Here is a 23,979-nt window from a genome sequence, read left to right as displayed (position 1 = left end):
TCGTTTCTCTCAGAAGCGACCTCTATAATGTAACACATTCTGTCACGTTTCGTCAACAACTTTTTTAAAATCTTTTTTAACAACTTGTTAGCTGTTTAAGTTGCTGTCTTAGCGACAAGAAATAATATACCATGTACTAAAAATGTTTGCAATACGTTTTTAAAAACTTTTTTCAAAAAAAACATATTCACCTATTTCCTTCTATATATTCTTTACATCATCACACCCCTTCCCTACATCCGGGCCATGCCCATGTTTTATGAATAAACGAAGCATATTTCCAAAGAAACACAAATAGTCATATATAGATATCTTTTTTCCATGAGGTGAAGCAATGAATCTGCCATTAATCGGATTACTCATTTCCTACAGTATGGCCCTTTACTTATTCAGTACCGCTTTTTATGAAGCCATCAAGTTCAGCAGAGAAAAAGGCAAGGTGAATGGTACGACGTTTTTATTCAGCTTTACTTTCGCTTTGATTTTCACACGGATCACCTATTTGTTTCACCCATATTAGATAAAAGCAGTAAGTCGGGAGACTTACTGCTTTTATACGGAGACTTGCGCCTCTTTATGTTCCTTGCTTTTCTTTTCATCCTTTAAGAACATCATCAAACCACCCAATATGATGGTACCTCCAAGGACCTGCGTCCAGAGTATCGGTTCATCTAATATGAAGTAAGCCAGAATTGTCGCTCCCACCGGTTCAAGCAATATTCCCATCGAAAGCGTCGATGTGCTTAACCATTTTAGTGACCAATTGAATAAAGAATGTCCTAATAAAGTCGGGAAAATGGCAAGCAAAACGAAATAGATCCAATCGGAAGCAGGATAAGGCGCCAATGCCTCACCCTTGAAGATCACATAAAAAAACAAGGCGACGGCGCTGATTGCATACACGACAAATGTATATGTTATAGAAGAGATGCGTTTTCGGACATTTTGACCAAACAGTAAATATCCGGTTACGAGCGCACATGCGACAAGCGAAAGAATATCTCCCCAAAGCGCCATGCCGCTGATTCTCAAATCACCCCAGCTAATGACAAGGCTGCCTGCTATCGCAATGATGCCGCTCAATATTGCCTTCACTGAAAATCTTTCTTTAAAAAACAGGTAGGCTCCGGCAAAAGCGAATAAAGGCTGGAGGGTTACAAGGACGGTTGAACTTGCGACCGATGTGTAATTAAGCGATTCAAACCATAAGATAAAATGAAAAGCCAAAAACACTCCTGCAGCAATCGAATACAGCCAATCCTTTTTTTCAATGAATTTAAGTTCATGACGGTATTTCACCACGAAAACCGGCAGCATAATAAGGACGGTAAATAATAAACGGTAAAAGGCGATAACACCCGATGGAGCGGTCGCCAATTTAACAAGGATGGCCGAAAACGATACGGATGCCACGCCGATTGCCAACGCTACATAGGGATTCACTTTTGGCATTTGCACTTAGATTCCTCCTTTCAACGGAATTACGTTACATAGAACTCTATTCTACTATGTTAAAATTATTAGGGTAGTTTTTTTTGAAAAACGGGTATATGGCAACAGACGATTTTATTCTTCGATAATAATTTGGAAGTGGTGAAACAAAATGGAATGGACATTCAACCCTCAATCGGAACTGCAAATCCTAATCAAATTGGGGATTTCAGCTCTCCTTGGACTAATTATCGGCCTAGAGCGAGAAATGAAACGAAAACCCGTTGGATTAAAAACAAGCCTGGTCATTTCAATCGTCAGCTGTTTATTAACGATCGTTTCCATGGAATCCGCTTATAAATTCCCGGGTAGCGAAGACGTTAATATCACAATGGACCCCTTACGTCTTGCGGCCCAGATCGTTTCCGGCGTCGGTTTTATAGGTGCAGGTGTCATTCTCCGGCGTGACAACAACAGCATATCCGGTTTAACGACAGCCGCCATCATCTGGGGAGCGGCGGGAATAGGGATTGCCGTTGGAGCTGGTTTTTTTCTCGAGGCCATAGCCGGCGTCATCTTATTGATCATTAGTGTAGAATTGGTGCCCGCAATCGTCACCTGGCTCGGACCGATGAAGTTACGGCAAAAAGAAATCTTTCTGCAGCTGGTCGTACAAAATAAAGATGACATTGCAATCGTACTGAAAAAAATCAAAGACGAAAAAATATTCATCAAAAATCTCAGAATCAAAGATGTGGCAAATGACAACCACCTTTTGACCCTTAAAGTTCTGGTCGATCACAAAGTCAGAACATCGGAAGTGTATTACACCGTCTCCAATCTTAAGGAAATTGCACGGGTGGAGATCGAAAATGTATAAATTAAAGGCCGTTTGACTGCACTCAAACAGTTCATAAAAGGGGTTGGGAATTAAACATTCCGAACCCCTTTTGAAATTCTCCTTAACTTTCCTCCATACCTATACGAGTCCACTCCGTTAAACCAGTTTTAACCCCTTGGCAAGTCCAGCTGGACATCAATGAATGGCTAAGTCTTGCCTGCTTAAACCAATCGAAACTTCCACAATCCTCAGTTTTTATCTCCAGCATCAGAATCTAACACCTATATATGGATATTTACTCTCATCCATCGGTCAGAGAGGAAGTCTAGTGTTACGTGACTTCACTGTGGCCTAATCCATTATTCATCTAAGGGTCCATTCTATACATTTATTATAATTACAAAATGACCAAACCGATATCCTGCTCTATTCGTTATATATAGTGAAAGGACGAACTCTGGCTTGACTTAAACATTTTAAAGGAAGGTGGTCAGGACAACCAGCATGATATTGACAGGGATATAAACCATTATCAAGAAAATAATTTCCCGAGGTGAGTGATGTTTAAAAAAATGAAGGTAAAAAGTATATGGATACCCTTACTATTTGTGCTTTTCATACCAAATGTAATAGGTGCTTCTTCTATTAAAAGTAAAAGCCCAGAGTTGGCGACAGGCTTTGACACCCACATCACCAACAATTCCCTTGCCGTAAGTCCGGATGAACAAATAGCGATTGTCTCGGATAGCCGTGAACAATCCATCCTGGTCTATGATCTTACTAAAGGCAAGCTGCGTAAAAAGATCGACGGCTTCGGTTCACCGAGAAACATCGTGTTTATTGACGGCGGCTCAGAGTTTATCGTCTCTGATAGTACTCTCGGTACGATTCGTTTTTACAGCTTAAAAAACTTCACCTTGAAAGATGAAGTTGTCGTTGGTCCAGGTGCATTCGGGACCGCTGTCAGTCCGGATGGCAAGACATTGTATGTGAACAATCAAGCACACAATTCCGTCACGATTGTGGATCTGGAAAAACGAAAACCGATTGACGTCATTACCGGTTTCGCCCAACCAAGACAAGGCATTAAAGTCTCTTCGGACGGAAAATATATCTTTGTCACGAACTTTCAAGGAGATAAAGTCTCTATCGTTGATGCCGCCACCAAAAAAATCATTCGTGAAATAACAGGTTTCTCCAGTATTCGCGGAATCTCGATTACCGCTGATGGAGGAACATTATATGCAGCCAACAGCGGACGCAACAGCATTTCCGCAGTGGATACACTAGATGGTAATATAAAGGGTGAAATCAAAGTGGGACGCGAGCCATATGGCGCTGCTCTATCTCCTGATGATAAACTCCTTTTCGCAAGCAACAAAGCTGATCATACGATTGACGTGATCAATGTCGCTGATCACCGCGTAGTTAAGACAATCGGGGGGTTCAAAGAACCAAGGCAAGCAATCGTCTTTAGTCAGGATGGGGATCAGGCTTATGTATTAAACCGAGATCTCTCCATTGCACGTGTTGATGTTAAAACATACACCATCACGGATATAATTCAGGATAAGTAAAAAAATATAAGCTTAAAATACTAGAATCTGATGAAGCACGTGATAAATGAAAATGAACCCAGAGATGGATTAACATGAAATCTTTTGCGGCAGGTCTTTTACATCCAATCGTATAAACAAAAAATCTGTAGCTACGTGATTCATCACGTCTCTAGTCTGATCCGTTTGACTATCCTCAAACGGATTTTTTATCATTTTTGCAAAAATCTTATATTTTATATTGACTTTTCACCAAAATCCGATAAAATAATTATTGTACCTCAATTCGGGGCATTAGCTCAGCTGGGAGAGCGCTACGCTGGCAGCGTAGAGGTCAGCGGTTCGATCCCGCTATGCTCCATTTCCGAAAACCCTTGATATATCAAGGGTTTTTTCTTTTTGTCAATTTTTCCACCACTGCCCCCTAATATTTCTTCAATCACTGCGATAAAATTTCCATACTTTTTTTAAACGTAATGTATGAGCCTTTTCCTCTCTCATGCTCGGAACATATTTTTGCTTTTATAATAAAAAACCTACCCCCTTTTAAGGAAGCAGGCGCATAAATACATCGAAATAACTAATAGATTAACAAATTAACAATCCTTCAGGACACTAGATGCGATAAGCTGCCCTAGTCTTCGTATTCCCTCGATCATTTCTTTCTCATCGGCATAACTGAACGAGAGCCGGAGAAACTCGGTTCCATCGTTTTGATCCAAGAAAAAGTATTTCCCTGGAACATACGAAACACCATTAGCCAGAGCCTGTGATAATAACAGCGATGTATCCGCTCCTGGAATTCTCACCCATACAAAGTAACCGCCATCTGGAACATACCAGGAAACGGATTCTGGAAGGAATTGTTCCATCGAATGGATTAACGCAGTGCATTTAGAATGATACGTATTTTTTAAAAGGTCGAGCCGTTTCTCAAAATCGGTATTTTCTAAGTATACAGCCATTGAACTTTGAGCAAACGGATGGTCTAAATCTTTTTTAAACCACTCAAAAGCCTTAATGAATTCACTTTCTCCCGCTATCCATCCAATCCGCATTCCTGGCGCAACAACCTTGGATAATGACCCAACTTGCAGGACTCGCCCGCATTTATCAATAGATTTTATTGGTACCGGATTTTCATCGAAGGATAATTCTCCGTATGCATCATCCTCCAGAATGAGGAAATCATACTCGATGGAAAGCTCCAATAAATGCTCCCGGCGCTCATTTGTCATAGTCGTTCCAGTTGGATTTTGAAAAGTTGGGATTGTATATAAAAAACGCGGGAGGGTTTGGCCTGTGCGTTTCCTTTCATCCAGCATTTCCTTTAATCGGCATGTTTGGAGTCCCTGTTCATCTATGGGTATACTAATAATCCGTTTCGTATAGTTTTGAAAAATCTCCAAAGCCTCCATATAGGTGGGAGACTCTACCGCTACAACCGCTTTATCATCAAGAAGAACGCGGGCAATAAGATCAATCCCCTGGCAAGCTCCTGATGTAATCAAAAGCTGTTCTTCCAAAACGCATATTCCACGCTCTGCCAACCTTTTCTGGATTTGCTTCTTTAGTCTTGGAATTCGCGGACTTCCGAGATAATGGAGCGGCAAATCCTGCTCCTCATCAAGAAGTCTGGCTACAGCTTCCTTAAGCTCCTCAGCAGGAACGAGAGCAGGATCAGGATAGCCTGAACTCAAGCGAATACAACCATCTGGCAGATCTGGCATCCATGCACCGGGCGGATCATTCTTAAGTGCCGCTTTAATGTTCTCAGAAAAAAAAGATTCAACATTCACTTCAACCAAACACCTTTCCTTCAATCAAATCTTGATTGAATCTCGCAATCTTTAAAGTTAGCTGCTTATTATAAGATACAAATCATAACTTACTATTAATTTTAAACGTTCTTCTGATGAGGGACAACAATCCCTCTCTTTATATTTTCCAAATTCCGGAGCCCCTCTTACACGTAAAAAATAAAGAAAGGCAGATCGTCCGCCTTTCTTCACTTTGTATTCAACTCATTCCATTTCTTTACCATACGTTTCGGTGCCGCACGTAAATAACCTTCTTGAATTAGAGAGGTCAATTCATCCCAGTCTTCCCTATCCGGATTTTGAATGGAAACCCAACCGTGACGTCCTATATATGGGGTTTTGAAATATTTCTCTTTCTGTAGCAATAATTCTTGAGTTTCTCGATCTGACTTGAATGACAAGCTGAATCCTTTCTCGCTTTCACCAGAAATCACGAAGGATTTTCCATTGATTTTAAAAGTATTGTGACCGAAACCATCAATATGTTCAACAGCTTCCGGCAGTGCAAGACAGATATTGCGTACATGATCAAGCACGGCTTCCGTGTATCGTGATTCCATGTTTTAATTCACCTAATATCCACTCTATTTTGCATTCGCATCGGGTTGATGAATTCCAAAAGTATTGCCTTCGGGATCGATATAGTATCCTTGCCAAGCCATTCCGGGCAGGGCAAATTTGGGCATTGCGAGCTTGCCGCCATTCTCGATAATTTTAGCTTCCGTTAAATCGTAGTTTTCCACGCCAATGGTACACGCAAATGCATTTAACGCTTGGCCTGTTTCCGGCGGAGCACTTTGGCGCTGCATCAAAGCACCATCGATGCCATGTTCATTCTCATTGCCAGTCACTGCTCCAAAGTAAGGCATCCCTGCATAATCACTCCAGTCTTGAAATGACCATCCGAACACCTCTCCATAAAACGCCTTTGCCCGTTCCATGTCATTCACATGAATTTCGAAATGAACTATTCTTCCCATGATTTCCTCCTAAGGTACATATGAATTAGCCATTCATTTACATTATTCAGTCTGTGTTCGCTGCCTATTTATTATTATAATTTAAATGGAAATAAATTCAAACAAATTGAAGCTTCATCATACAACCAACCCGGGAACCGCTTTTCAACTTTGAATCCCAAACATTTGCGAAACTATGTGTATATTTTTGTGAAAGCTGGACGAGACTGCTAGTAAATCATTCTAGGAGGTTATCAAATGTTTAGATTCGGGAAGAGAAAGCCGCGAAGCAAGGTCGGTAAATTAATCGATAAGCACGGATATACTCAAGAGGAGTTTGTAAGTGCGTCAGGAATTTCACGCAATACGATAAGCAGAGTTTGCAGCGATCCAAGGTATGTGCCGTCAGCCGGGGTTTTAAAGAAAATCATGAAGGCGGTTCGAAGTATAGATGCAGGCGCAAAGGCAGATGACTACTTTGATTTGTAAACAAAAAGGCCTGGCTTATGGGCGGGCCTAAATGTATTTTTCAATTCTTGTTCATACTCTCCTATCCATGCTCCCAAAACCCAAGCTTTCCTTTCGGAAATAACCTTCATTCCAACGGCCCCGGCTTTTCAAAGTTCAGCTGAGATTCAACGACATCCCCTGAATTAAAATCCCCCACTTCCATTAGGAGCGGGGGATTTTCTTCATTCTCGGCTGATATGTATTGAGGTTCTTTTGTCCCTTTTAGACAAACCCTGCAGGGATTTCTTTTAAACAAGGGCTAGTTATCGATTAGGGACAAAAGGTTATGTATTCCGCTTGAGCTATTTTCGGCCGACCATTTTCTTTATGAACTGAACCACAGGTGACACGATGGATTCATTTACATTCGTAAGGGCATAACCGATCAGACCCAAAATTACCAGGGCCATTATTAATCCTACTATCAATCCCGATGTTTCTCTAAGTTCTTCAAGTACAGCATCCATTCATTATCCTCCCCGGCTTGCCGATGCACTTATTTTTACGGTTTTTCACCGATTTCAAGTCTGAAAGCTTCATTTATCGTTTTTTCTTCGAACATTGACCGATTCTTTTAAATAAGGTTCATTATAACGCATTGGATGATTATGGTCGAGTTGCCACTTTTAAACGCATTCATATTAGTCCTAATCACTAATAAAGGCTTTACCTCTAGCGTTTCTCTTTAAGTCAAAAGATAAACCTTCATTACAACTGCAGAAATGTAAACCTTTTCATTTGTCCAAAACCGACAAAGAAATGACAGAATTATTGTTTTTTAAGAACATTGAGAATATTGTCGAAAAACCTTAAGCTTAATTTAAGAAATACATCTTCTTAGGGGGTGCGCTTTATATGGAAGCCATTACAAGGGACTTTTTCTTATTTTTATCTAAGAATAACCTGCTTAATAATATTGCTAAAAAAAGCGGAGGAAATTTTGCTGCTGGAAAGATCATTGGGGGAACTGATTTCCAAAGTTCCATTAAATTCATTAAACAACTTAATAATAGCGGCTTGTCGGTTACAGTCGACCATCTTGGGGAATTCGTTGATTCCAAGGAAGTGACTCTGGAACGGACGGCAGAATGCATCGAAACCATCGAAATGATCAGCAGGGAAAAACTTGATTCACAGGTTTCTCTGAAAATGACTTCTTTGGGACTTGATATCGATCATAAACTAGTGATTGAGAATATGACGAAAATTCTTGATACAGCCGAAAAACATAAAGTCATGGTCACGATTGATATGGAAGATGAAGTTCGCTGTCAGGCAACAATCGATATCTTTAGACAGTTCAAAGAAAAATACAGCTGCATAAGTACTGTTCTACAAGCATATTTATTCCGCACAGAGAAGGATTTGGAGGACCTTGGCCAATATAAGCCATTCCTTCGTCTCGTAAAGGGTGCCTACAAGGAATCTCCAGAGGTGGCTTTTCCCGAGAAGAATGATGTCGACGAAAACTATAAAAAGTTGATTAAGCAAAGTCTTCTTAACGGAAATTATACGGCCATTGCCTCACATGATGACAAAATCATCGAATATACAAAAGAGCTGGCCAAGAAATATGACATCCCAAATACACAATTCGAATTCCAAATGCTTTATGGCATGAGGAACAAGACTCAATACGAATTGGTCAAGCAAGGTTACAAAATGCGCGTCTATGTACCATACGGTCTGGATTGGTATGGATACTTCATGAGAAGGCTTGCAGAAAGGCCATCCAATATTGCCTTTGCCTTCAAAGGGATGGTCAGAAGCTAAATAAACTTTCAACATTATTAATTGCTACAAAAAATCTATTAAAAGGTGTGATTATCAATGATTTCATATAAACACGAACCATTTGTTGATTTTACAAACGAGGAAAACAAAAAAGCATATCAGGAAGCACTTCAAACTGTTGAGGGCTACTTAGGGCAAGACTACCCTCTTTATATCGGAGCAGAGCAAGTGACGACTGACGAGAAAATCGTTTCATACAACCCGGCAGATAAGCAAGAGGTCATCGGCCGCGTATCGAAAGCGAATAGGGACCTTGCTGAAAAAGCCATGCAGGAAGCTGTTACCGCATTTGAAAGCTGGAAAAAAGTGAAGCCGGAAATCCGCGCTGACGTTTTGTTCAAAGCCGCTGCCATCATTCGCAGACGCAAGCATGAATTCTCTGCGTTATTGACGAAAGAAGCGGGAAAACCTTGGAATGAGGCTGATGCTGATACAGCGGAAGCAATCGATTTCCTTGAATTCTATGCTCGTCAAATGCTGACTCTTAAAGATGGTGTGCCTGTTCAAAGCCGTCCGGGAGAATTCAACCGCTATGATTACATTCCATTAGGAGTAGGCATCATCATTTCTCCTTGGAACTTCCCATTTGCGATCATGGCAGGTACAGCTGTTGCCGCTATCGTTACCGGGAACACAATCCTGTTGAAACCAGCTTCTACTACTCCTATCGTTGCTGCGAAATTCGTTGAAGTGATGCTTGAAGCAGGCCTTCCAGCAGGTGTGTTGAATTTCGTTCCAGGAAGCGGAGCAGAGGTCGGCGACTACCTGGTCGATCATCCTAAAACACGTTTCATCTCCTTCACAGGTTCACGTGATGTAGGTCTGCGCATTTACAAACGTGCTTCAGAAGTGAACGAAGGCCAAATTTGGCTGAAGCGTGTCATCGCTGAAATGGGCGGAAAAGATACAATCGTCGTCGACAAAGAGGCAGATCTTGAATTGGCTGCCCAATCGATCGTGAAATCTGCATTTGGCTTCTCTGGACAAAAATGTTCTGCATGTTCCCGTGCTGTCATCGTTGAAGATGTATATGATCAAGTTTTAGCTCGCGCTGTTGAATTAACAAAACAGCTTACAGTTGGTAATCCTGTAGAAAATCATTTCATGGGACCGGTTATCGATCAAGCTGCTTTTGACAAAATCATGAGCTATATTGAAATCGGGAACGAAGAAGGACGCATTCTGACTGGAGGAGAAGGAGATAGCTCTACAGGCTACTTCGTTCAACCGACAATCGTTGCTGATGTCGATCCGCAAGGCCGCTTGATGCAAGAAGAAATCTTCGGACCAGTCGTTGCCTTCACAAAAGCCAAAGACTTTAACGAAGCACTTGAGATTGCCAATAACACTGAATATGGTTTGACTGGGGCTGTCATTACGACAAATCGCCTTAACATGGAAAAAGCACGCGAAGAATTCCATGTGGGGAATTTGTATTTCAACCGCGGCTGTACTGGTGCAATCGTAGGTTATCAGCCATTCGGCGGGTTCAACATGTCAGGAACTGATTCCAAGGCAGGCGGACCGGACTACTTGCAGCTTCATATGCAAGCAAAAACAACATCCGAAACATACTGATAATGTTCCATTAAGCAATTTGAAGATAATTTGAAACCTCTATGGTTTTCGTATCTTCCATTCTGGATACGGAAACCGAAACGAGGTTAAATGGAGGAAGTGACAAATAGGTTGCTTCCTCTTTTAAAACAAAAAATTATATATTTCATCACGAAGGGAGTCTTTTATGGATTACGCATTAATAATTTCAATCAGCATCTACATGGCTGGCATGCTTTTCATTGGTTACTTCGCTTACAAAAGAACTTCCAATTTAAATGATTATATGCTGGGCGACCGGGGTCTTGGACCTGCTGTCACTGCATTGAGCGCCGGTGCCGCCGATATGAGCGGTTGGCTTTTAATGGGTATGCCTGGTGCCATGTTCGCAACTGGACTAAGTTCCATCTGGATTGTAATCGGTCTCACACTGGGAGCCTATGCAAACTGGCTGTATGTTGCACCAAGATTGAGGACTTATACGGAAGTAGCCAATAACTCGATTACGATCCCCGCTTTCCTGGAAAATCGTTTTGGCGAGGGCTCACAGATCTTAAGGCTCATTTCGGCTTTAGTTATCCTCGTATTCTTTACCTTTTACGTTTCTTCCGGAATGGTATCCGGCGGTGTCTTATTCCAAAGTACATTCGGACTTGATTACCATTCAGGTTTATGGATTTTGACAGGTGTCGTCGTCGCCTATACATTATTCGGCGGATTCCTGGCAGTAAGCTGGACAGACTTTGTACAAGGAATCATCATGGTCATCGCCTTGGTTCTTGTCCCGATCGTCACCCTTACTCATGTGGGCGGATTCGGTGAATCCATCGACACGGCACGTTCCATTGATCCAGCTCTATTGAATATCTTCACAGGAACGAGCTTTTTAGGAATCATCTCACTGTTTGCATGGGGACTCGGTTACTTCGGACAGCCGCATATCATTGTCCGCTTTATGGCGATCAGTTCTGTTAAGGAAATCAAGAAAGCCCGTAATATCGGAATGGGCTGGATGATCTTCTCCAGTATCGGTGCGATGCTGACTGGATTCATCGGAATCACGTATTATTTCAAAAACGGTCTCAAGTTAGCTGATCCTGAAACGATTTTCATAGAATTAGGGGAAATCCTATTCCACCCGCTTATCACTGGTTTCCTGATTTCAGCGATACTGGCAGCCATCATGAGCACGATTTCTTCGCAGCTTTTGGTTACCGCCAGCTCATTAACAGAGGATATATACAAAACCTTCTTCCGCCGTACCGCTTCAGATAAAGAACTTGTTTTCCTGGGCAGGCTTTCCGTACTGATCATTTCGATCATCGCGCTGATCCTATCTTGGAAGCAGAATGACACAATTCTTGGACTTGTCGGGTATGCTTGGGCTGGATTCGGTTCTTCATTCGGTCCGTTGGTCTTACTGAGCCTATGCTGGAAACGGATGACAAGATGGGGCGCTTTAGCAGGGATGATCGTTGGTGCCGCTACTGTAATTTTCTGGTCGATGGCTGGATTATCCGATACGCTTTATGAAATGATTCCTGGTTTTGGCGCAAGCTTGATCGCCATCATCCTGGTCAGTCTTCTAACAGCGAAACCATCAAAAGAAGTAGAAGCGAAATTCGAAGAATTCGAAAAAACTTTAAAACAATAATAAAACCCCTAAAAGGAACGGTATTTTTTCATATACCGTTCCTTCTTTGTTCTTGCCCCTATACACATCATTAGTTTAAACGTATTATTAAACTAAGTTGTCATACACTTCAAAAAACTGCAGGGGGCCATATATGTCATTAGAAAAAATCCTGACACTCACAAACATCAACGATATAACGGATATGGTCAGCACTTATTTAAAAAAACCAGTCGTCATCGAAAATGACCAATTTTTATTGCTGGCATATAGTTCATATTATATCGAGCACTTCGACCAAGCCAATCGGCAAACCATCTTCACAAAGCATTGGCCGATTCCAATCCTGGAAAAATTCATGGATGAAGGCATTGTCGAACAGCTTAAAACAGTGGAGCATCCCTTTAGGGTGAAACAAATCGAGGAAATCGGGTTAAATCAAAGGGTCGTTGTGAGCGCCGTTCATAAAGGACAGGTCTTCGGGTTCATTTGGGTCCAAGAAACGGAAATGATGACTGATTCCGATCTGGAATTTTTACACGAAGTTTCCCATCATATCGGCAAGCTTCTTTATCAGAAAAAACAGATAAATATGAAAAAAGATGAAGAAAAAAATGAGTTTTATCAAAAGGTCATTGACGAAGTCTATCAAACGGAAAACCAAATAAAATGGGAAGCCGCCAATATGAGTCTTCTCATTCCGGAAACCTTCCTTGTCAATGTCTTTACCATCGCTCAATCAGATGCGGAACATTTCGATGAATTAGCGGATACAGTCAGTCTGTTCGCCAATGCGTTGAATCATTTTACCCATGTATTCACAAACCAATTGAAGATCATCGTCCTGATTGGCAGCAACGGAAAAGGGAAAGACCTGCTTACCGATAGCGCCAATGATTTAACGAATACCGTTCTTTCCCAATTCACTGACAAAAAGGTATTCCCGGGAATCGGAAATGAGTACTCTTCGATTCTTCAATTAAGAAAATCCTATCTCGAAGCCCTGGAAGTGATCAACGCAGCCAAATTCATCGGTGAACCCGAACAGCTTCCCTTCCAATATGGCAAGCTTGGGATTTTCCGTTACCTCGAAATGATCTCCAACCATCATACTAAAACGAATTATATCAATACGGATTTAGAAATTCTTCAAAAGAAGGACCTGGAAAGCCAGACCAAACTCCTTCAAACACTGGAAATATATCTCTTGAACAATTGCCGGATCAAACCGACATCGGAACAGCTATACATTCATACCAACACATTGAAATATAGATTGAATCAGATAACCGATCTCACCTCAATCGATTTTGATGACTTTCATTCGAGAATGCAACTATACATCGACTTACAGCTTTTAAAGCAGAGATCTTAAAGAACGTCCCGTTTTTGAGTTCGGGTGATTCAATAAGCGAAGGAGAGAAGAAACGCGGCGAGGACTGCCGGCTTCTTCTCTCCTTATTCATGCTTTACCTATTTACTGGACTCACCTTATGCGGAAACTTTAGGCCTCCCAGTACGAACAAAATCCATGATTTCCTCTTTCGATAGTTTGCTAAGACCCAGAGTTTCAATGGTTCTTCCACTTTGCGGAGTGCCCCCAACAAGAATTTCCCGGCTTATCGCTTGAACCAAGAACCATTCCGTCTTTATCCGTGATAAGTACATCATGACCGATACCTTCACTTGTTATGTTCACAATTTCTTGAGCTAATTTGGCTAACATATTATCCCCCCTGGTTATCGCAAAACCATGAAAAACCAGCTCGTAAATAACTTGAGCTGGTTTTTCATGTATCTTCTTCTATTAAATGAATTTAATAGCATTTTCCCTCAAGAAACATTTTCCTTGTCGCCGGTGTACTCACGCTCCCAAAAATCGGCGTTTTTTATGCCTAAAGCTTTTGGATTGAAAACCGGATCGATTCCTGCTTTCTTTTGCTTTTCGTAATCCTTTAACGTAATGAGCGCCGGTTTAGCAAGGATTAAAATGGCAATGACATTGAGCCATACCATAATGCCTAAACCCGCATCCCCTAATGCCCAAGCCAGCTCTGCCGTACGCACGGATCCGTAAAAACTGGCCGCCAGGATGACGAGCTTCAAGGCGAACATGGCCGATTTACCATTCCGGTTGCGCATTAAATAGGCGATATTGGTTTCAGCGATATAATAGTAGGCCATGATCGTCGTAAAGGCGAAGAAGAAAAGGGCGATTGCAACAAAGCCAGCACCAAAACCTGGGATCACGCTATCAATTGCCGCTTGTGTATACCCTGGACCAGGTGTTACATCTCCCAAATTATTGACGATAAATGAACCACTTTCCGCTTGTGTATTATACATTCCTGTAAATAAAATCATGAAGGCCGTAGCGGAACAAACGAACAATGTGTCGATATAAACCGAGAATGCTTGAACAAGCCCCTGCTTTGCCGGATGTGATACTTCCGCCGCAGCCGCAGGATGAGCTCCTGTCCCTTGGCCGGCCTCATTCGAATAAACGCCGCGTTTCACTCCCCAAGCTATCGCCATGCCAATGATTCCCCCAAATGCGGAATCCAACCCGAAGGCACTTCTGAATATCAAAGAGATGACTCCTGGTAATTCTGTGATATTCATTAGAACTATGACAACAGATAGCAATATATAACCAAGGGCCATAAAAGGGACGATTAAGGTTGCAGCATTAGCTATCCGTTTTACACCGCCGAATATAATGAAGCCAAGTAAAAGGACAATGGCCAAACCAGTGAACACCGGTTTGATGCCGAATGCATTTTCCACCCCGGCAGCAATCGAATTGGATTGAACACCTGGCATAAGGATGGCCATGGCTATAAGGGCCGCAAATGCAAAAAGAACAGCAAACCACTTCACGCCCATTCCTTTTTCAATATAATAGGCTGGTCCCCCTCGATATTGACCGTCTTGTTTGACTTTATAAATTTGAGCTAAAGTGGATTCCACAAATGCACTGGCCGCTCCTATGAAGGCTATGGCCCACATCCAGAAAACGGCTCCTGGACCGCCAAAGGCGATAGCCGTGGCCACCCCTGCAATGTTACCTGTACCGACCCGACCTGAAAGGGCTATGGATAAAGCCTGGAATGAGGAAACCCCCGCTTCCGAACTTTTTCCTTGGAACATCAAAAGGACCATTTCCTTAATATGCCTCACTTGCAGGAAACGGGTCAAAATCGAGAATAATAAACCTACTCCCAATAAAATATAAATGACTGGCGAACTCCATAAAACTCCATTTAAAGCCGTAATAAATTCAGACAATCAAGCTCCCCCTTTATAGTTTGAAAATTCTAACTTATATTTTAATGATTATATTTCATCTTGATGGATTAAACAACAGTTTTCACGTGAGGAAACCTCACATAAACATTTTTATTTTTCCACTTGCAAATACCCCGATAATCACATTCCGAATACAAAAAAACGCCAGCGATTCCGCCGGCGTCATGTTTTTGCATATTGATCAAGATACTTTAATCGCACCCAATATTTCCTGTTCCAATTGATTGGTTCTCTCCATTTTTGTTGATTCCGTCCATCCAAAATTTCCAGCCATATAATCGATCACTGCATGTTTATGCGTTTGGACTAAATCGATATCGAATAACAGTGTCCCCGTCCTGCGGAAAAAGAAATCCACTGGGGTCGCGGCCATTTCATGATCAACTGCGTATTTCAGCTGTACGAACAATTTCTTTGGAAGACCGCTGTTCTCTCCTCCGTCTCCTTCGTTTTTGGCGATATCGAATAGTACAGGTGCGTTGGACCCGTACATGGCCAATATCTCTTTGGCGTCCTTTGCAGCGAGCCCTGAGTCAACTCCCATTTGAACATGTTGCTTGATATAATCGGAGAAGTTTCTTGATCCCCCGACATCCCCTCCGGAAATCGGCATGCCTTTCGTGCTGCTGGCTGGATAAGTTTTATTGGATTGCTGGGCTAGCTTCCCTGCCAAAAGGTCGACCGTCGTTTTGGCCATTTTGCGATAACCGGTCAATTTCCCACCAGCAATCGTGATAAGGCCAGAATCGGACTCCCAGATTTCATCTTTCCTTGATATCTCAGAAGGATCTTTCCCTTCTTCAAGAATCAACGGCCTTACCCCAGCCCAGCTGGATTCGATATCATCATCCGTAATGTTCACTTCTGGAAACATATAATGTATGGACTTTAATAGATAGGCACGGTCTTCGGAAGTAACGGTCGGCACTGCAGGATCACCATCATAAAAAGTATCCGTAGTCCCTACATAAGCTTTACCTGCTCTCGGGATGGCAAAAATCATCCGGCCATCAGGCGTATCAAAATAAAGCGCCTGCTTCAACGGGAATCTCGATTGGTCGATGACCACGTGCACACCCTTGGATAACTTCAGCGTTTTCCCATTTTTCGATTGGTCCTTCTCACGAATGGAATCCACCCACGGACCTGCTGCATTAATAACTTTGTCTGCGTATATTTCATAAGCATCACCTGAAAGCAAATCGGCCACTTGGACTCCGTTCACCTTACCGTTTTCATATAACAATTTATCCACTTTTGTATAATTTATCGGTGTTGCACCTTTATCGACAGCCGCCTTCATGACTTCAATCGTAAGACGTGCATCATCTGTCCGATATTCAACATAGTAGCCTCCGCCCTTCAGTCCCTCTTTCTTAACGAGAGGCTCCCGTTTTAGTGTTTCATCCGCCGAAAGCATTTTCCTGCGTTCAGATTTTTTAACTCCTGCAAGGAAATCATAGACTCGAAGCCCAATCGAAGTACTGAATTTCCCGAAGGTGCCTCCTTTATGCATCGGTAACAGCATCCATTCCGGCGTGGTCACATGCGGTCCATTCTCATATACGATTTCTCGCTCTTTACCAACCTCGGCAACCATTTTTATTTCAAATTGCTTCAAATACCGCAATCCGCCATGAACAAGTTTTGTCGAGCGGCTTGAAGTACCAGCAGCAAAATCCTGCATTTCAACCAAAGCCACTTTCATCCCACGGGTCGTTGCATCCAGAGCGATCCCTGCACCGGTAATTCCCCCACCAATGACAACCACATCAAATTTCTCTTTTTTCAGAGTTTCGACCGTTTCTTCCCGATATATATTTGAAAACCTCATGCCTGACTCCTCCTTTAAGTATTGCATTCTATTGTTTTTTGTATGAATTGGCGCTGTCCCCTCGTGAATTCTGCACTTTTAATCGTGAATTCTACGTTTACTCGTGAATTCACACGATTTACTCGTGAATTCTCACGGTTTACTCGTGAATTCTGCACTTTTACTCGTGAATTCTGCGTTTATTCGTGAATTCGCGCCATTTACTCGTGAATTTACACGATTTACTCGTGAATTCGCGCCATTTACTCGTGAATTCTGCGTTTACCGTGAATTCGGTCATTATATTCAATTGGTTCATTTGTTCGCATAAGTTATATAGATATTAATATCCCTAATCTGCCGTTAAAAACAAAAAAAGAGACCATAAATGCACATTATCGAATTAACGATAACGCATTCATGGTCTCTCCTGTTCTCCGGCCGAGTTATTAACTTGATTTCATTATAGCATACTCCAGCTCATTTGAGAAAGAATTCATGTTGTTTTTTATTTAAATGCCATAGCGGCATGTACGGCTTTCTTCCAGCCTTCATATAATTTTTCACTTTCTTGCTCTTCCATGGATGGTTCAAAGGTTTTGTCTACCGCCCATTGCCGGGAGATTTCTTCTTGATCCTTCCAATACCCGACAGCAAGTCCTGCAAGGTATGCAGCACCTAATGCTGTAGTTTCGTTTATGGTCGGCCTCTCGACGGGCACACGTAATAAGTCGCCCTGGAATTGCATCAAGAAGTCATTCTTGACTGCCCCGCCATCCACTCTTAATGTTTGCAGCTCGATTCCTGAATCCGCCTCCATTGCATCAAGGACATCCTTCGTTTGATACGCAAGTGATTCAAGTGTGGCGCGAATGAAATGTTCTTTTGATGTGCCGCGCGTCAAACCAAAAACGGCTCCCCGCACTTCGCTGTCCCAATATGGAGTTCCAAGTCCTACGAAAGCTGGTACCACATATACTCCATCCGTACTTTCCACCCGTTTTGCATAGTCCTCGCTGTCCTTGGCATCATGCAGCATCCGCAGGCCATCGCGGAGCCATTGGATGGCGGAGCCAGCTACGAATATACTGCCTTCCAGTGCATATTCGACCTTCCCATTCAAGCCCCAAGCAAGGGTCGTCAATAGTCCGTGTTCGGAGCTGACAGCCTTGGTTCCTGTATTCATGAGCATGAAACAGCCTGTTCCATACGTATTTTTAGCCATTCCTTCATTAAAGCAGGCTTGGCCGAATAATGCTGCCTGCTGATCACCGGCTGCCCCGGCGATCGGAATCGATTGGCCGAAGAAATGATATTCGATCGTACGTGCATATTCCTCAGAGGAAGGCCTCACTTCCGGCAGCATCGACTTTGGTACAGTCAATATCTCAAGCAGTTCTTCATCCCATTTCAGTTCATGGATATTGTACATCAATGTCCGGGATGCATTGGAATAGTCCGTTACATGAGCCTTGCCTCCTGATAGCTTCCAGATCAGCCAAGTATCGATGGTACCGAATAACAGCTTGCCTTCATCCGCCTTTTGCCGCGCCCCTTCCACATTATCGAGGATCCATTTCACTTTCGTTCCGGAAAAATAGGCATCTATCAACAATCCCGTTTTATCCCGGAATAAATCATTAAGTCCCTTTTCCTTCAACTCATCACAGATTCCACTTGTTTGCCTGGACTGCCATACAATCGCATTATAGACAGGCGTACCTGTTTCCTTATCCCAAACGACTGCCGTTTCACGCTGGTTGGTGATCCCGATACCAGCAATTTGCTCTGGCTTTACACTGGATTCAGATAGTACACCGGCGATCACCGCCAGGATCGACCCCCAAATCTCATTGGCGTTATGCTCGACCCAGCCTGGTTTAGGGAAATGCTGTGTGAATTCCTTTTGGGAGGAATGGACGATTTCCCCCTTTTCATTAAATAAAATCGCCCTCGAACTTGTTGTTCCTTGATCTAATGATAAAATGTATTTTTCCATTGTGTATGCCCCTCCTTTTAATTAACTAGCGATATTTCTGCTATCCAATTCATGTGACTGTTTTTTACCAAAAGCATAGGCTACTATCAATAGTACCAGGCTTGCACCTATAACAGACCAAAATCCTGCCGTTATTTCCCCCATGAAGAATGCCTTATAACAAACGGCACCTAGTGAACCCCCTACAATCGGTCCAACGACCGGAATCCATGAATAGCCCCAGTTGGAATTTCCTTTACCGGGTATCGGCAGCAAAAAGTGAGCGATGCGCGGCCCAAGGTCGCGGGCCGGGTTAATGGCGTATCCTGTCGTTCCCCCAAGTGACATCCCGATCACGACAATCAATAACCCGACTGCGAAAGGGTTTAGGCCCTCTGTAAAATTATTGGCCCCTATAAATAATAGACCAAGAATAAGGATGAAAGTTCCAATCATCTCACTTAATAGATTTGAAAATGTGTGCGGGATTGCAGGTGAAGTCGCGAATACACCAAGCTTCGCCCCTGGATCATCCGTAGCTTTCCAGTGTGGCAAATAGTGCAGGAATACTAGAGTTGCGCCGAGTATCGCGCCAATCATCTGGGCAACGATGTAACCGGGCACATCACTCCATGGAAATTCTCCAATAATGGCAAAACCTACTGTGACCGCCGGGTTTAAATGCGCCCCGCTTATGGAACCCACTGCAAAAACACCCATGGTAACCGCCAATCCCCACGCAATCGTGATAACGATCCAGCCGGCATCTTTTGCATAGGAACCTTTTAAGGATGAACCTGCCCCAATACCTGCTCCGAATAAAACTAAAATCATCGTGCCTAACACTTCTCCCCAAAATGGAGTCATGATAAAACCCTCCCCTGATAATTTTTTAAACCTTGCCAACAAATAAAAGGAGATCCACAGCAGAACTATATTCATAAAAAAATTATGAATATATCTGTTGTGAATCTCCTAGTCTCCGTCACATATATTAACTTGTACTGTAAAATATACTAGGTTATGAAAACGCTGTCAATATTTTGCGAAAAATTAATCTATTATTCTGTAATTTTTTTCAATTTTTCCCTATTAGACGATATCCCATAATTCAGTTTTTGAAGTGGTGATTGACGAGGCGCCGGCATCAAGGGCATTCAGGACTTCATCCGAAGTACGTATGAGGCCGCCTGCAAAAATCGGTGTCTGCAATCGTTCCTTCACTTCTTTTATCATCCATGGCATGGCGCCCGGCAATACTTCGATATAATCCGGCTTGGTTTTCTGCACCAGCTTATAACTTTTCTCAAGCGCATGTGAGTCTATTAAAAAGATTCGCTGGATGGCAATGACCCCCTTTTGCTTCGCCTTCAATATAACGCTTGATTTAGTCGAAATCAGCCCATAGGGGTTATATTCCTGACAAATGAATTCTGTCGCGTACTCATCACTTCTTATGCCATGGATCAAATCGACATGATAAATCATTTTCTTATTATGCTGCTTAGCCATCATACTTACATTTTTCAATTGTGAGATATGCAAATCAAGAAACACACCTATTTCATAGGAACTTTCTAGAAATCTTTCAAAATCCTTCATGCTTGCTGAAGCAGGCAAAATCTTCTGATCCATCATCATCCTCCTCATTCCCAGAAAAACTCAAAACTTCAAGTCATTTAGTATATTTTAAAGAACTTGATTTATCAAACACATTTTTTCATGAACCATGTAACCTTAACACTATCATACCTTTCACACCCTTTATAGATTGCGGCAAAGGATATATGTAAAATATCCCCTTGAATCATAAAGAGAGTTTCATTTTTAATGCACCTTCGACGAGTTCATACGATCTAATTGTGCCAATGGGAATCTTTCTCACGATGCTCCAAGCATTAACATTCATTTTGATCGCTCTTTTTTCATATTCAAAAAATGGCGGTCTGTTAAATATCCTTTGGTTGATGAAATCCCTGTCAATTGGTTCCATTTCGACTAATTCAAATGAAATCGTTCTTTTTTCCACATGAACCGGTTTTAATGTAATCCGGAAAGCCACGTTTTTCTTAAACATCATTTTTTTCACTTCCATCGTTCCGGAAAGCACAATATGCCTTGGCGTAATTTCGACTTTAATCTCCTGACCAGATGATTTCATTTTTATGATTCTCTCTATCATGGCATCAGTTACCGTAATCGGTATGCCATTTTTGAATGGACTCATCCTTGCATTCCCTCCCCACTCAAAGCATATGCCGGATTCCCTGATGCCGTTAACATTTCAGCCCGGATTAATAAACGGTATATTCGAAATATTCCAGCTCCACCCCTTGACCTTCGTAAAAACTACCTGTATAGTCATAGTTAATTTAATAGACAACTCTTATCCAGAGAGGTGGAGGGACTGGCCCTTTGATGCCTCAGCAACAGACTGATCTTGTACTGTGCTAATTCCAGAAGTTTAAAAACTTGAAGATAAGAAGAGTATATAGCTTTGTTGCCAACACCTCTTCTTATTTTTTAAGAAGAGGTTTTTTATTTTGGCTGTTTTCACATACTTTGTTGCTATTTACCAGGTAGTGGGTTGTGGTTGATTTCCCCTCAAGATGCTCGCTTTCCGCGGGGCGGGCGGTGAGCCTCCTCGGCGTAAACGCCTGTGGGGTCTCACCTCTCCCGCTGCTCCCGCAGGAGTCTCGCACTTCCGCTCCAATCAACCTTAAATAGTTTCGTTTAAAAACAACAATCTTTACGAAAAGAGCCTTTATTTTTAAAAGGAAAGAAGGAATGCAACATGTCAATCACATTAACGAAAGCCCCATTCAGGGCCGACCACGTCGGAAGTTTATTAAGACCGGAACGTTTACATATTGCCAGGAAGGACTTTAAGGAAGGTACCATTTCAGCTGAGAGGCTTCGTGAAATTGAAACTGAAGAAATCAATCGGATCGTCGATAAACAAATCGAAGTTGGTTTAGAGGCCGTTACGGACGGTGAATTCAGACGAACATGGTGGCACTTTGACTTCCTCGAACATTTAAATGGCATCGAGGGATATGTAACTGAAAAAGGCCTCACATTCGATGGTGTCGAAACAGAGAGATATAATGTTCGCAATACCGGGAAGGTTTCATTCAACCCTGAACATCCCTTCATTCGTGATTTCATTGAATTGAACAAAATCGTGAACGGACGTGCCGTTGCCAAGCAAACAATCCCCAGTCCGAATCAATTATTTGCTGCAGGCATTCATAATGAAGACGTCTACCCTGATATTGAAGACTATGCAAATGATATCATCAACGCCTATCAGCATGCTTTGAAAGCCTTTTATGAAGCAGGTGTGCGTTATCTTCAATTGGATGATGTATATATTGCCAGACTTTCAGCTCCGGATTTCCAGTTCAAAGATGGAAAATATACGAGGGAACAATTAATTGATCTTGCACTTCGGGTCATTAATGGAGCATTGGAAGGCAAACCAGAAGACCTTATCGTCACTACCCATCTATGTCGCGGAAACTACCAGTCGACATGGGCATTTGAAGGAAGCTATGCCCGTATCGCCCCAACTTTATTGGCAAAAGAAAAAGTGGATGGATTCTTCTTGGAATATGATGATCAACGCTCAGGGGATTTCAAACCATTGGAATACATTCCAAATGGCGGTGCACGGGTCGTACTGGGTGCCGTCACTTCAAAAAATGGAGAAATCGAGGACAAGGAAGCTGTTAAGGCACGCATTAAAGAAGCATCGCACTTCGTTCCGCTCGAACAATTATGCTTAAGCCCTCAATGCGGCTTCGCCTCCACCCATCACGGCAACAAGCTAACCGAAGCACAGCAATGGGAAAAACTGAAATTCGTCGTTGATGTAGCGAAAGAAGTATGGGAATGATTATTTTACGGAGACTTTAAAACTTATTTACAGGATTCAAACAACCTAATCGGCTTCAATATAAGCGTGCCGATTAGGTTTATTCTTATAACCCTAAAACTGAAAGCAAACAAAAAAGAACGGCCATCTGGACGTTCCCTTTTTACTTGCAGCTATCATCATCATCATCCTCCATTTTCTTCACGAATATATCATCCGTCACCCTATCTTCCAGCTTGTTCCTCAAGGCCAATTCCGCAGCCTTCCCATCACTAGGCGATCCGTCCGAGAAGTACATCGGAAACAGGGAGAAAAACATAACGTAGAAAGAAAAATAGATGAATTGATACCAGATCACCGAGCTGTCCAGGATATTCTGATACACTAAGCTATATATGATCAGCATGCTGACTAAATTAAAGATAGCCCCCCCTAAATATATCAGCGTATTCGTCAATCGATTATCATGTTTCAATCCCTTGAACTCGCAAGTCCCATTCCAAAAATAATATTTCCTCACCTCTATGTTCCGAAAGGCGAAAAGTTTATTGCCACACCCGATCAAGATTTTCTTTTCTGATCCCCCAAAGAGCGTAACAAAGAAAATATGCCCGCTCAAATGTATCAGCGTAACGATCGGCATGATCAAAAAAAAGGAAAATAGAAATTTAATGATATCAGAGAGACCAAACATATTTAACTAACCCCCTCCTTACCAGGATGCTACTCTGATACCCTGCCCACACTGGTTATAACTAGTAAATTTTCACAGTGGTAATATGTTGCTTTCCACAAATGATAAGAGGATAATTGTTCTCCTTCCGCTTCACTTCGAACTTCGAACGATCATATCGACCCTCCCCCTGCTTTTTCCGGCATTCAAAAAAAAACAGGCTATCAC

Annotated in this window: 23 protein-coding genes, 1 tRNA gene and 1 riboswitch; of the genes, 11 read left to right on the top strand and 13 right to left on the bottom strand. The window is 42.3% G+C overall.

Annotated features, from left to right (window positions below; all coding sequences use genetic code 11):
* Nucleotides 1-334 precede the first annotated feature (334 nt).
* Nucleotides 335-520 (top strand): hypothetical protein, encoded by a 186-nt coding sequence (locus OTG27_RS02820; protein ID WP_034310479.1) that lies wholly within the window; start codon nt 335-337, stop codon nt 518-520.
* A gap of 32 nt (nt 521-552) precedes the next feature.
* Here OTG27_RS02820 and OTG27_RS02815 read toward each other — a convergent pair whose 3' ends face one another.
* Nucleotides 553-1,452 carry a DMT family transporter gene (locus OTG27_RS02815; protein ID WP_307729995.1) on the bottom strand — a complete coding sequence of 300 codons (900 nt, stop codon included), beginning with the start codon at nt 1,450-1,452 and terminating at the stop codon, nt 553-555.
* Nucleotides 1,453-1,603: 151 nt separating this feature from the next.
* On the opposite strand from OTG27_RS02815, the gene OTG27_RS02810 reads away from it, so the two are divergent.
* The 3 genes from OTG27_RS02810 (at nt 1,604) to OTG27_RS02800 (ending at nt 4,189) form a co-directional block, all read left to right on the top strand.
* Nucleotides 1,604-2,311 carry an MgtC/SapB family protein gene (locus tag OTG27_RS02810; protein ID WP_268936134.1) on the top strand — a complete coding sequence of 236 codons (708 nt, stop codon included), beginning with the start codon at nt 1,604-1,606 and terminating at the stop codon, nt 2,309-2,311.
* A gap of 521 nt (nt 2,312-2,832) precedes the next feature.
* Nucleotides 2,833-3,849, top strand: a complete 1,017-nt coding sequence (locus OTG27_RS02805) for a beta-propeller fold lactonase family protein (protein ID WP_268936133.1) — start codon at nt 2,833-2,835, stop codon at nt 3,847-3,849.
* 267 nt (nt 3,850-4,116) lie between these two features.
* A tRNA-Ala gene (locus OTG27_RS02800) sits at nt 4,117-4,189 on the top strand.
* A 235-nt stretch (nt 4,190-4,424) separates the two neighbouring features.
* Here the strand turns inward: OTG27_RS02800 and OTG27_RS02795 are convergent.
* The 3 genes from OTG27_RS02795 to OTG27_RS02785 all read right to left on the bottom strand — a co-directional run bounded on the left by OTG27_RS02795 (nt 4,425) and on the right by OTG27_RS02785 (nt 6,628).
* Entirely contained in the window at nt 4,425-5,627 is a 1,203-nt protein-coding gene (locus tag OTG27_RS02795) for an aminotransferase-like domain-containing protein (RefSeq protein WP_268936132.1), read from the bottom strand.
* Nucleotides 5,628-5,836: 209 nt separating this feature from the next.
* Nucleotides 5,837-6,208 carry an MmcQ/YjbR family DNA-binding protein gene (locus OTG27_RS02790; RefSeq protein WP_063574829.1) on the bottom strand — a complete coding sequence of 124 codons (372 nt, stop codon included), beginning with the start codon at nt 6,206-6,208 and terminating at the stop codon, nt 5,837-5,839.
* A gap of 24 nt (nt 6,209-6,232) precedes the next feature.
* Nucleotides 6,233-6,628, bottom strand: coding sequence for a VOC family protein (locus OTG27_RS02785; RefSeq protein ID WP_063574828.1), 396 nt, complete (start codon nt 6,626-6,628; stop codon nt 6,233-6,235).
* A 237-nt stretch (nt 6,629-6,865) separates the two neighbouring features.
* Here OTG27_RS02785 and OTG27_RS02780 point away from each other — a divergent pair, with 237 nt between their 5' ends.
* Nucleotides 6,866-7,096, top strand: coding sequence for a helix-turn-helix domain-containing protein (locus tag OTG27_RS02780; protein WP_034310472.1), 231 nt, complete (start codon nt 6,866-6,868; stop codon nt 7,094-7,096).
* Nucleotides 7,097-7,419: 323 nt separating this feature from the next.
* Here the strand turns inward: OTG27_RS02780 and OTG27_RS02775 are convergent, their stop codons facing one another.
* Nucleotides 7,420-7,584 (bottom strand): hypothetical protein, encoded by a 165-nt coding sequence (locus OTG27_RS02775; RefSeq protein WP_156500233.1) that lies wholly within the window; start codon nt 7,582-7,584, stop codon nt 7,420-7,422.
* A 388-nt stretch (nt 7,585-7,972) separates the two neighbouring features.
* Between OTG27_RS02775 and OTG27_RS02770 the strand changes: the two genes are divergently transcribed.
* The 4 genes from OTG27_RS02770 to OTG27_RS02755 all read left to right on the top strand — a co-directional run bounded on the left by OTG27_RS02770 (nt 7,973) and on the right by OTG27_RS02755 (nt 13,476).
* A complete protein-coding gene (locus OTG27_RS02770; protein WP_034310470.1) occupies nt 7,973-8,890 on the top strand; it encodes a proline dehydrogenase family protein in 918 nt (305 codons plus the stop codon).
* 57 nt (nt 8,891-8,947) lie between these two features.
* Entirely contained in the window at nt 8,948-10,489 is a 1,542-nt protein-coding gene (gene pruA / locus OTG27_RS02765; protein WP_057277973.1) for an L-glutamate gamma-semialdehyde dehydrogenase, read from the top strand.
* A 166-nt stretch (nt 10,490-10,655) separates the two neighbouring features.
* Nucleotides 10,656-12,122, top strand: coding sequence for a sodium/proline symporter PutP (putP, locus tag OTG27_RS02760; protein WP_250161621.1), 1,467 nt, complete (start codon nt 10,656-10,658; stop codon nt 12,120-12,122).
* A gap of 133 nt (nt 12,123-12,255) precedes the next feature.
* A complete protein-coding gene (locus OTG27_RS02755) occupies nt 12,256-13,476 on the top strand; it encodes a PucR family transcriptional regulator (protein WP_063574826.1) in 1,221 nt (406 codons plus the stop codon).
* Nucleotides 13,477-13,671: 195 nt separating this feature from the next.
* Here OTG27_RS02755 and OTG27_RS02750 read toward each other — a convergent pair whose 3' ends face one another.
* From OTG27_RS02750 to OTG27_RS02740, 3 genes are all read right to left on the bottom strand, one after another.
* Nucleotides 13,672-13,827 (bottom strand): sugar diacid recognition domain-containing protein, encoded by a 156-nt coding sequence (locus tag OTG27_RS02750; protein WP_268936131.1) that lies wholly within the window; start codon nt 13,825-13,827, stop codon nt 13,672-13,674.
* A gap of 107 nt (nt 13,828-13,934) precedes the next feature.
* Nucleotides 13,935-15,389 carry an alanine/glycine:cation symporter family protein gene (locus tag OTG27_RS02745; RefSeq protein ID WP_268936130.1) on the bottom strand — a complete coding sequence of 485 codons (1,455 nt, stop codon included), beginning with the start codon at nt 15,387-15,389 and terminating at the stop codon, nt 13,935-13,937.
* A gap of 202 nt (nt 15,390-15,591) precedes the next feature.
* Entirely contained in the window at nt 15,592-17,244 is a 1,653-nt protein-coding gene (locus OTG27_RS02740) for a glycerol-3-phosphate dehydrogenase/oxidase (RefSeq protein ID WP_268565235.1), read from the bottom strand.
* A 124-nt stretch (nt 17,245-17,368) separates the two neighbouring features.
* Between OTG27_RS02740 and OTG27_RS02735 the strand changes: the two genes are divergently transcribed.
* On the top strand, nt 17,369-17,554 hold the full coding sequence (locus tag OTG27_RS02735; protein ID WP_268936129.1) for a hypothetical protein: 186 nt from the start codon (nt 17,369-17,371) through the stop codon (nt 17,552-17,554).
* A 177-nt stretch (nt 17,555-17,731) separates the two neighbouring features.
* On the opposite strand, the gene glpK is transcribed toward OTG27_RS02735, so the two are convergent.
* The 4 genes from glpK to OTG27_RS02715 all read right to left on the bottom strand — a co-directional run bounded on the left by glpK (nt 17,732) and on the right by OTG27_RS02715 (nt 21,428).
* Nucleotides 17,732-19,222: a glycerol kinase GlpK gene (glpK, locus tag OTG27_RS02730; protein WP_057277979.1), complete on the bottom strand. Its 1,491-nt coding sequence runs from the start codon at nt 19,220-19,222 to the stop codon at nt 17,732-17,734.
* A gap of 21 nt (nt 19,223-19,243) precedes the next feature.
* Nucleotides 19,244-20,068 carry an MIP/aquaporin family protein gene (locus OTG27_RS02725; RefSeq protein ID WP_095679891.1) on the bottom strand — a complete coding sequence of 275 codons (825 nt, stop codon included), beginning with the start codon at nt 20,066-20,068 and terminating at the stop codon, nt 19,244-19,246.
* Nucleotides 20,069-20,293: 225 nt separating this feature from the next.
* The gene (locus OTG27_RS02720) at nt 20,294-20,842 is read right to left on the bottom strand and encodes a glycerol-3-phosphate responsive antiterminator (RefSeq protein WP_063574821.1); all 549 of its coding nucleotides are present in this window, start codon (nt 20,840-20,842) and stop codon (nt 20,294-20,296) included.
* A gap of 166 nt (nt 20,843-21,008) precedes the next feature.
* Nucleotides 21,009-21,428, bottom strand: a complete 420-nt coding sequence (locus OTG27_RS02715; RefSeq protein WP_268936128.1) for a hypothetical protein — start codon at nt 21,426-21,428, stop codon at nt 21,009-21,011.
* Nucleotides 21,429-21,584: 156 nt separating this feature from the next.
* A riboswitch (SAM riboswitch) is annotated at nt 21,585-21,686 on the top strand.
* Between the two features lie 309 nt (nt 21,687-21,995).
* Here OTG27_RS02715 and OTG27_RS02710 point away from each other — a divergent pair.
* Nucleotides 21,996-23,099: a 5-methyltetrahydropteroyltriglutamate--homocysteine S-methyltransferase gene (locus OTG27_RS02710; RefSeq protein ID WP_268936127.1), complete on the top strand. Its 1,104-nt coding sequence runs from the start codon at nt 21,996-21,998 to the stop codon at nt 23,097-23,099.
* A gap of 142 nt (nt 23,100-23,241) precedes the next feature.
* Here the strand turns inward: OTG27_RS02710 and OTG27_RS02705 are convergent, their stop codons facing one another.
* On the bottom strand, nt 23,242-23,772 hold the full coding sequence (locus OTG27_RS02705) for a hypothetical protein (RefSeq protein ID WP_268936126.1): 531 nt from the start codon (nt 23,770-23,772) through the stop codon (nt 23,242-23,244).
* Between the last annotated feature and the right edge of the window lie 207 nt (nt 23,773-23,979).

Origin of the sequence: Peribacillus sp. AS_2 (genome assembly GCF_026891895.1) — a bacterium.
GTDB lineage: Bacteria > Bacillota > Bacilli > Bacillales > DSM-1321 > Peribacillus > Peribacillus frigoritolerans.
This window is presented reverse-complemented; position numbering and strand designations above follow the sequence as displayed.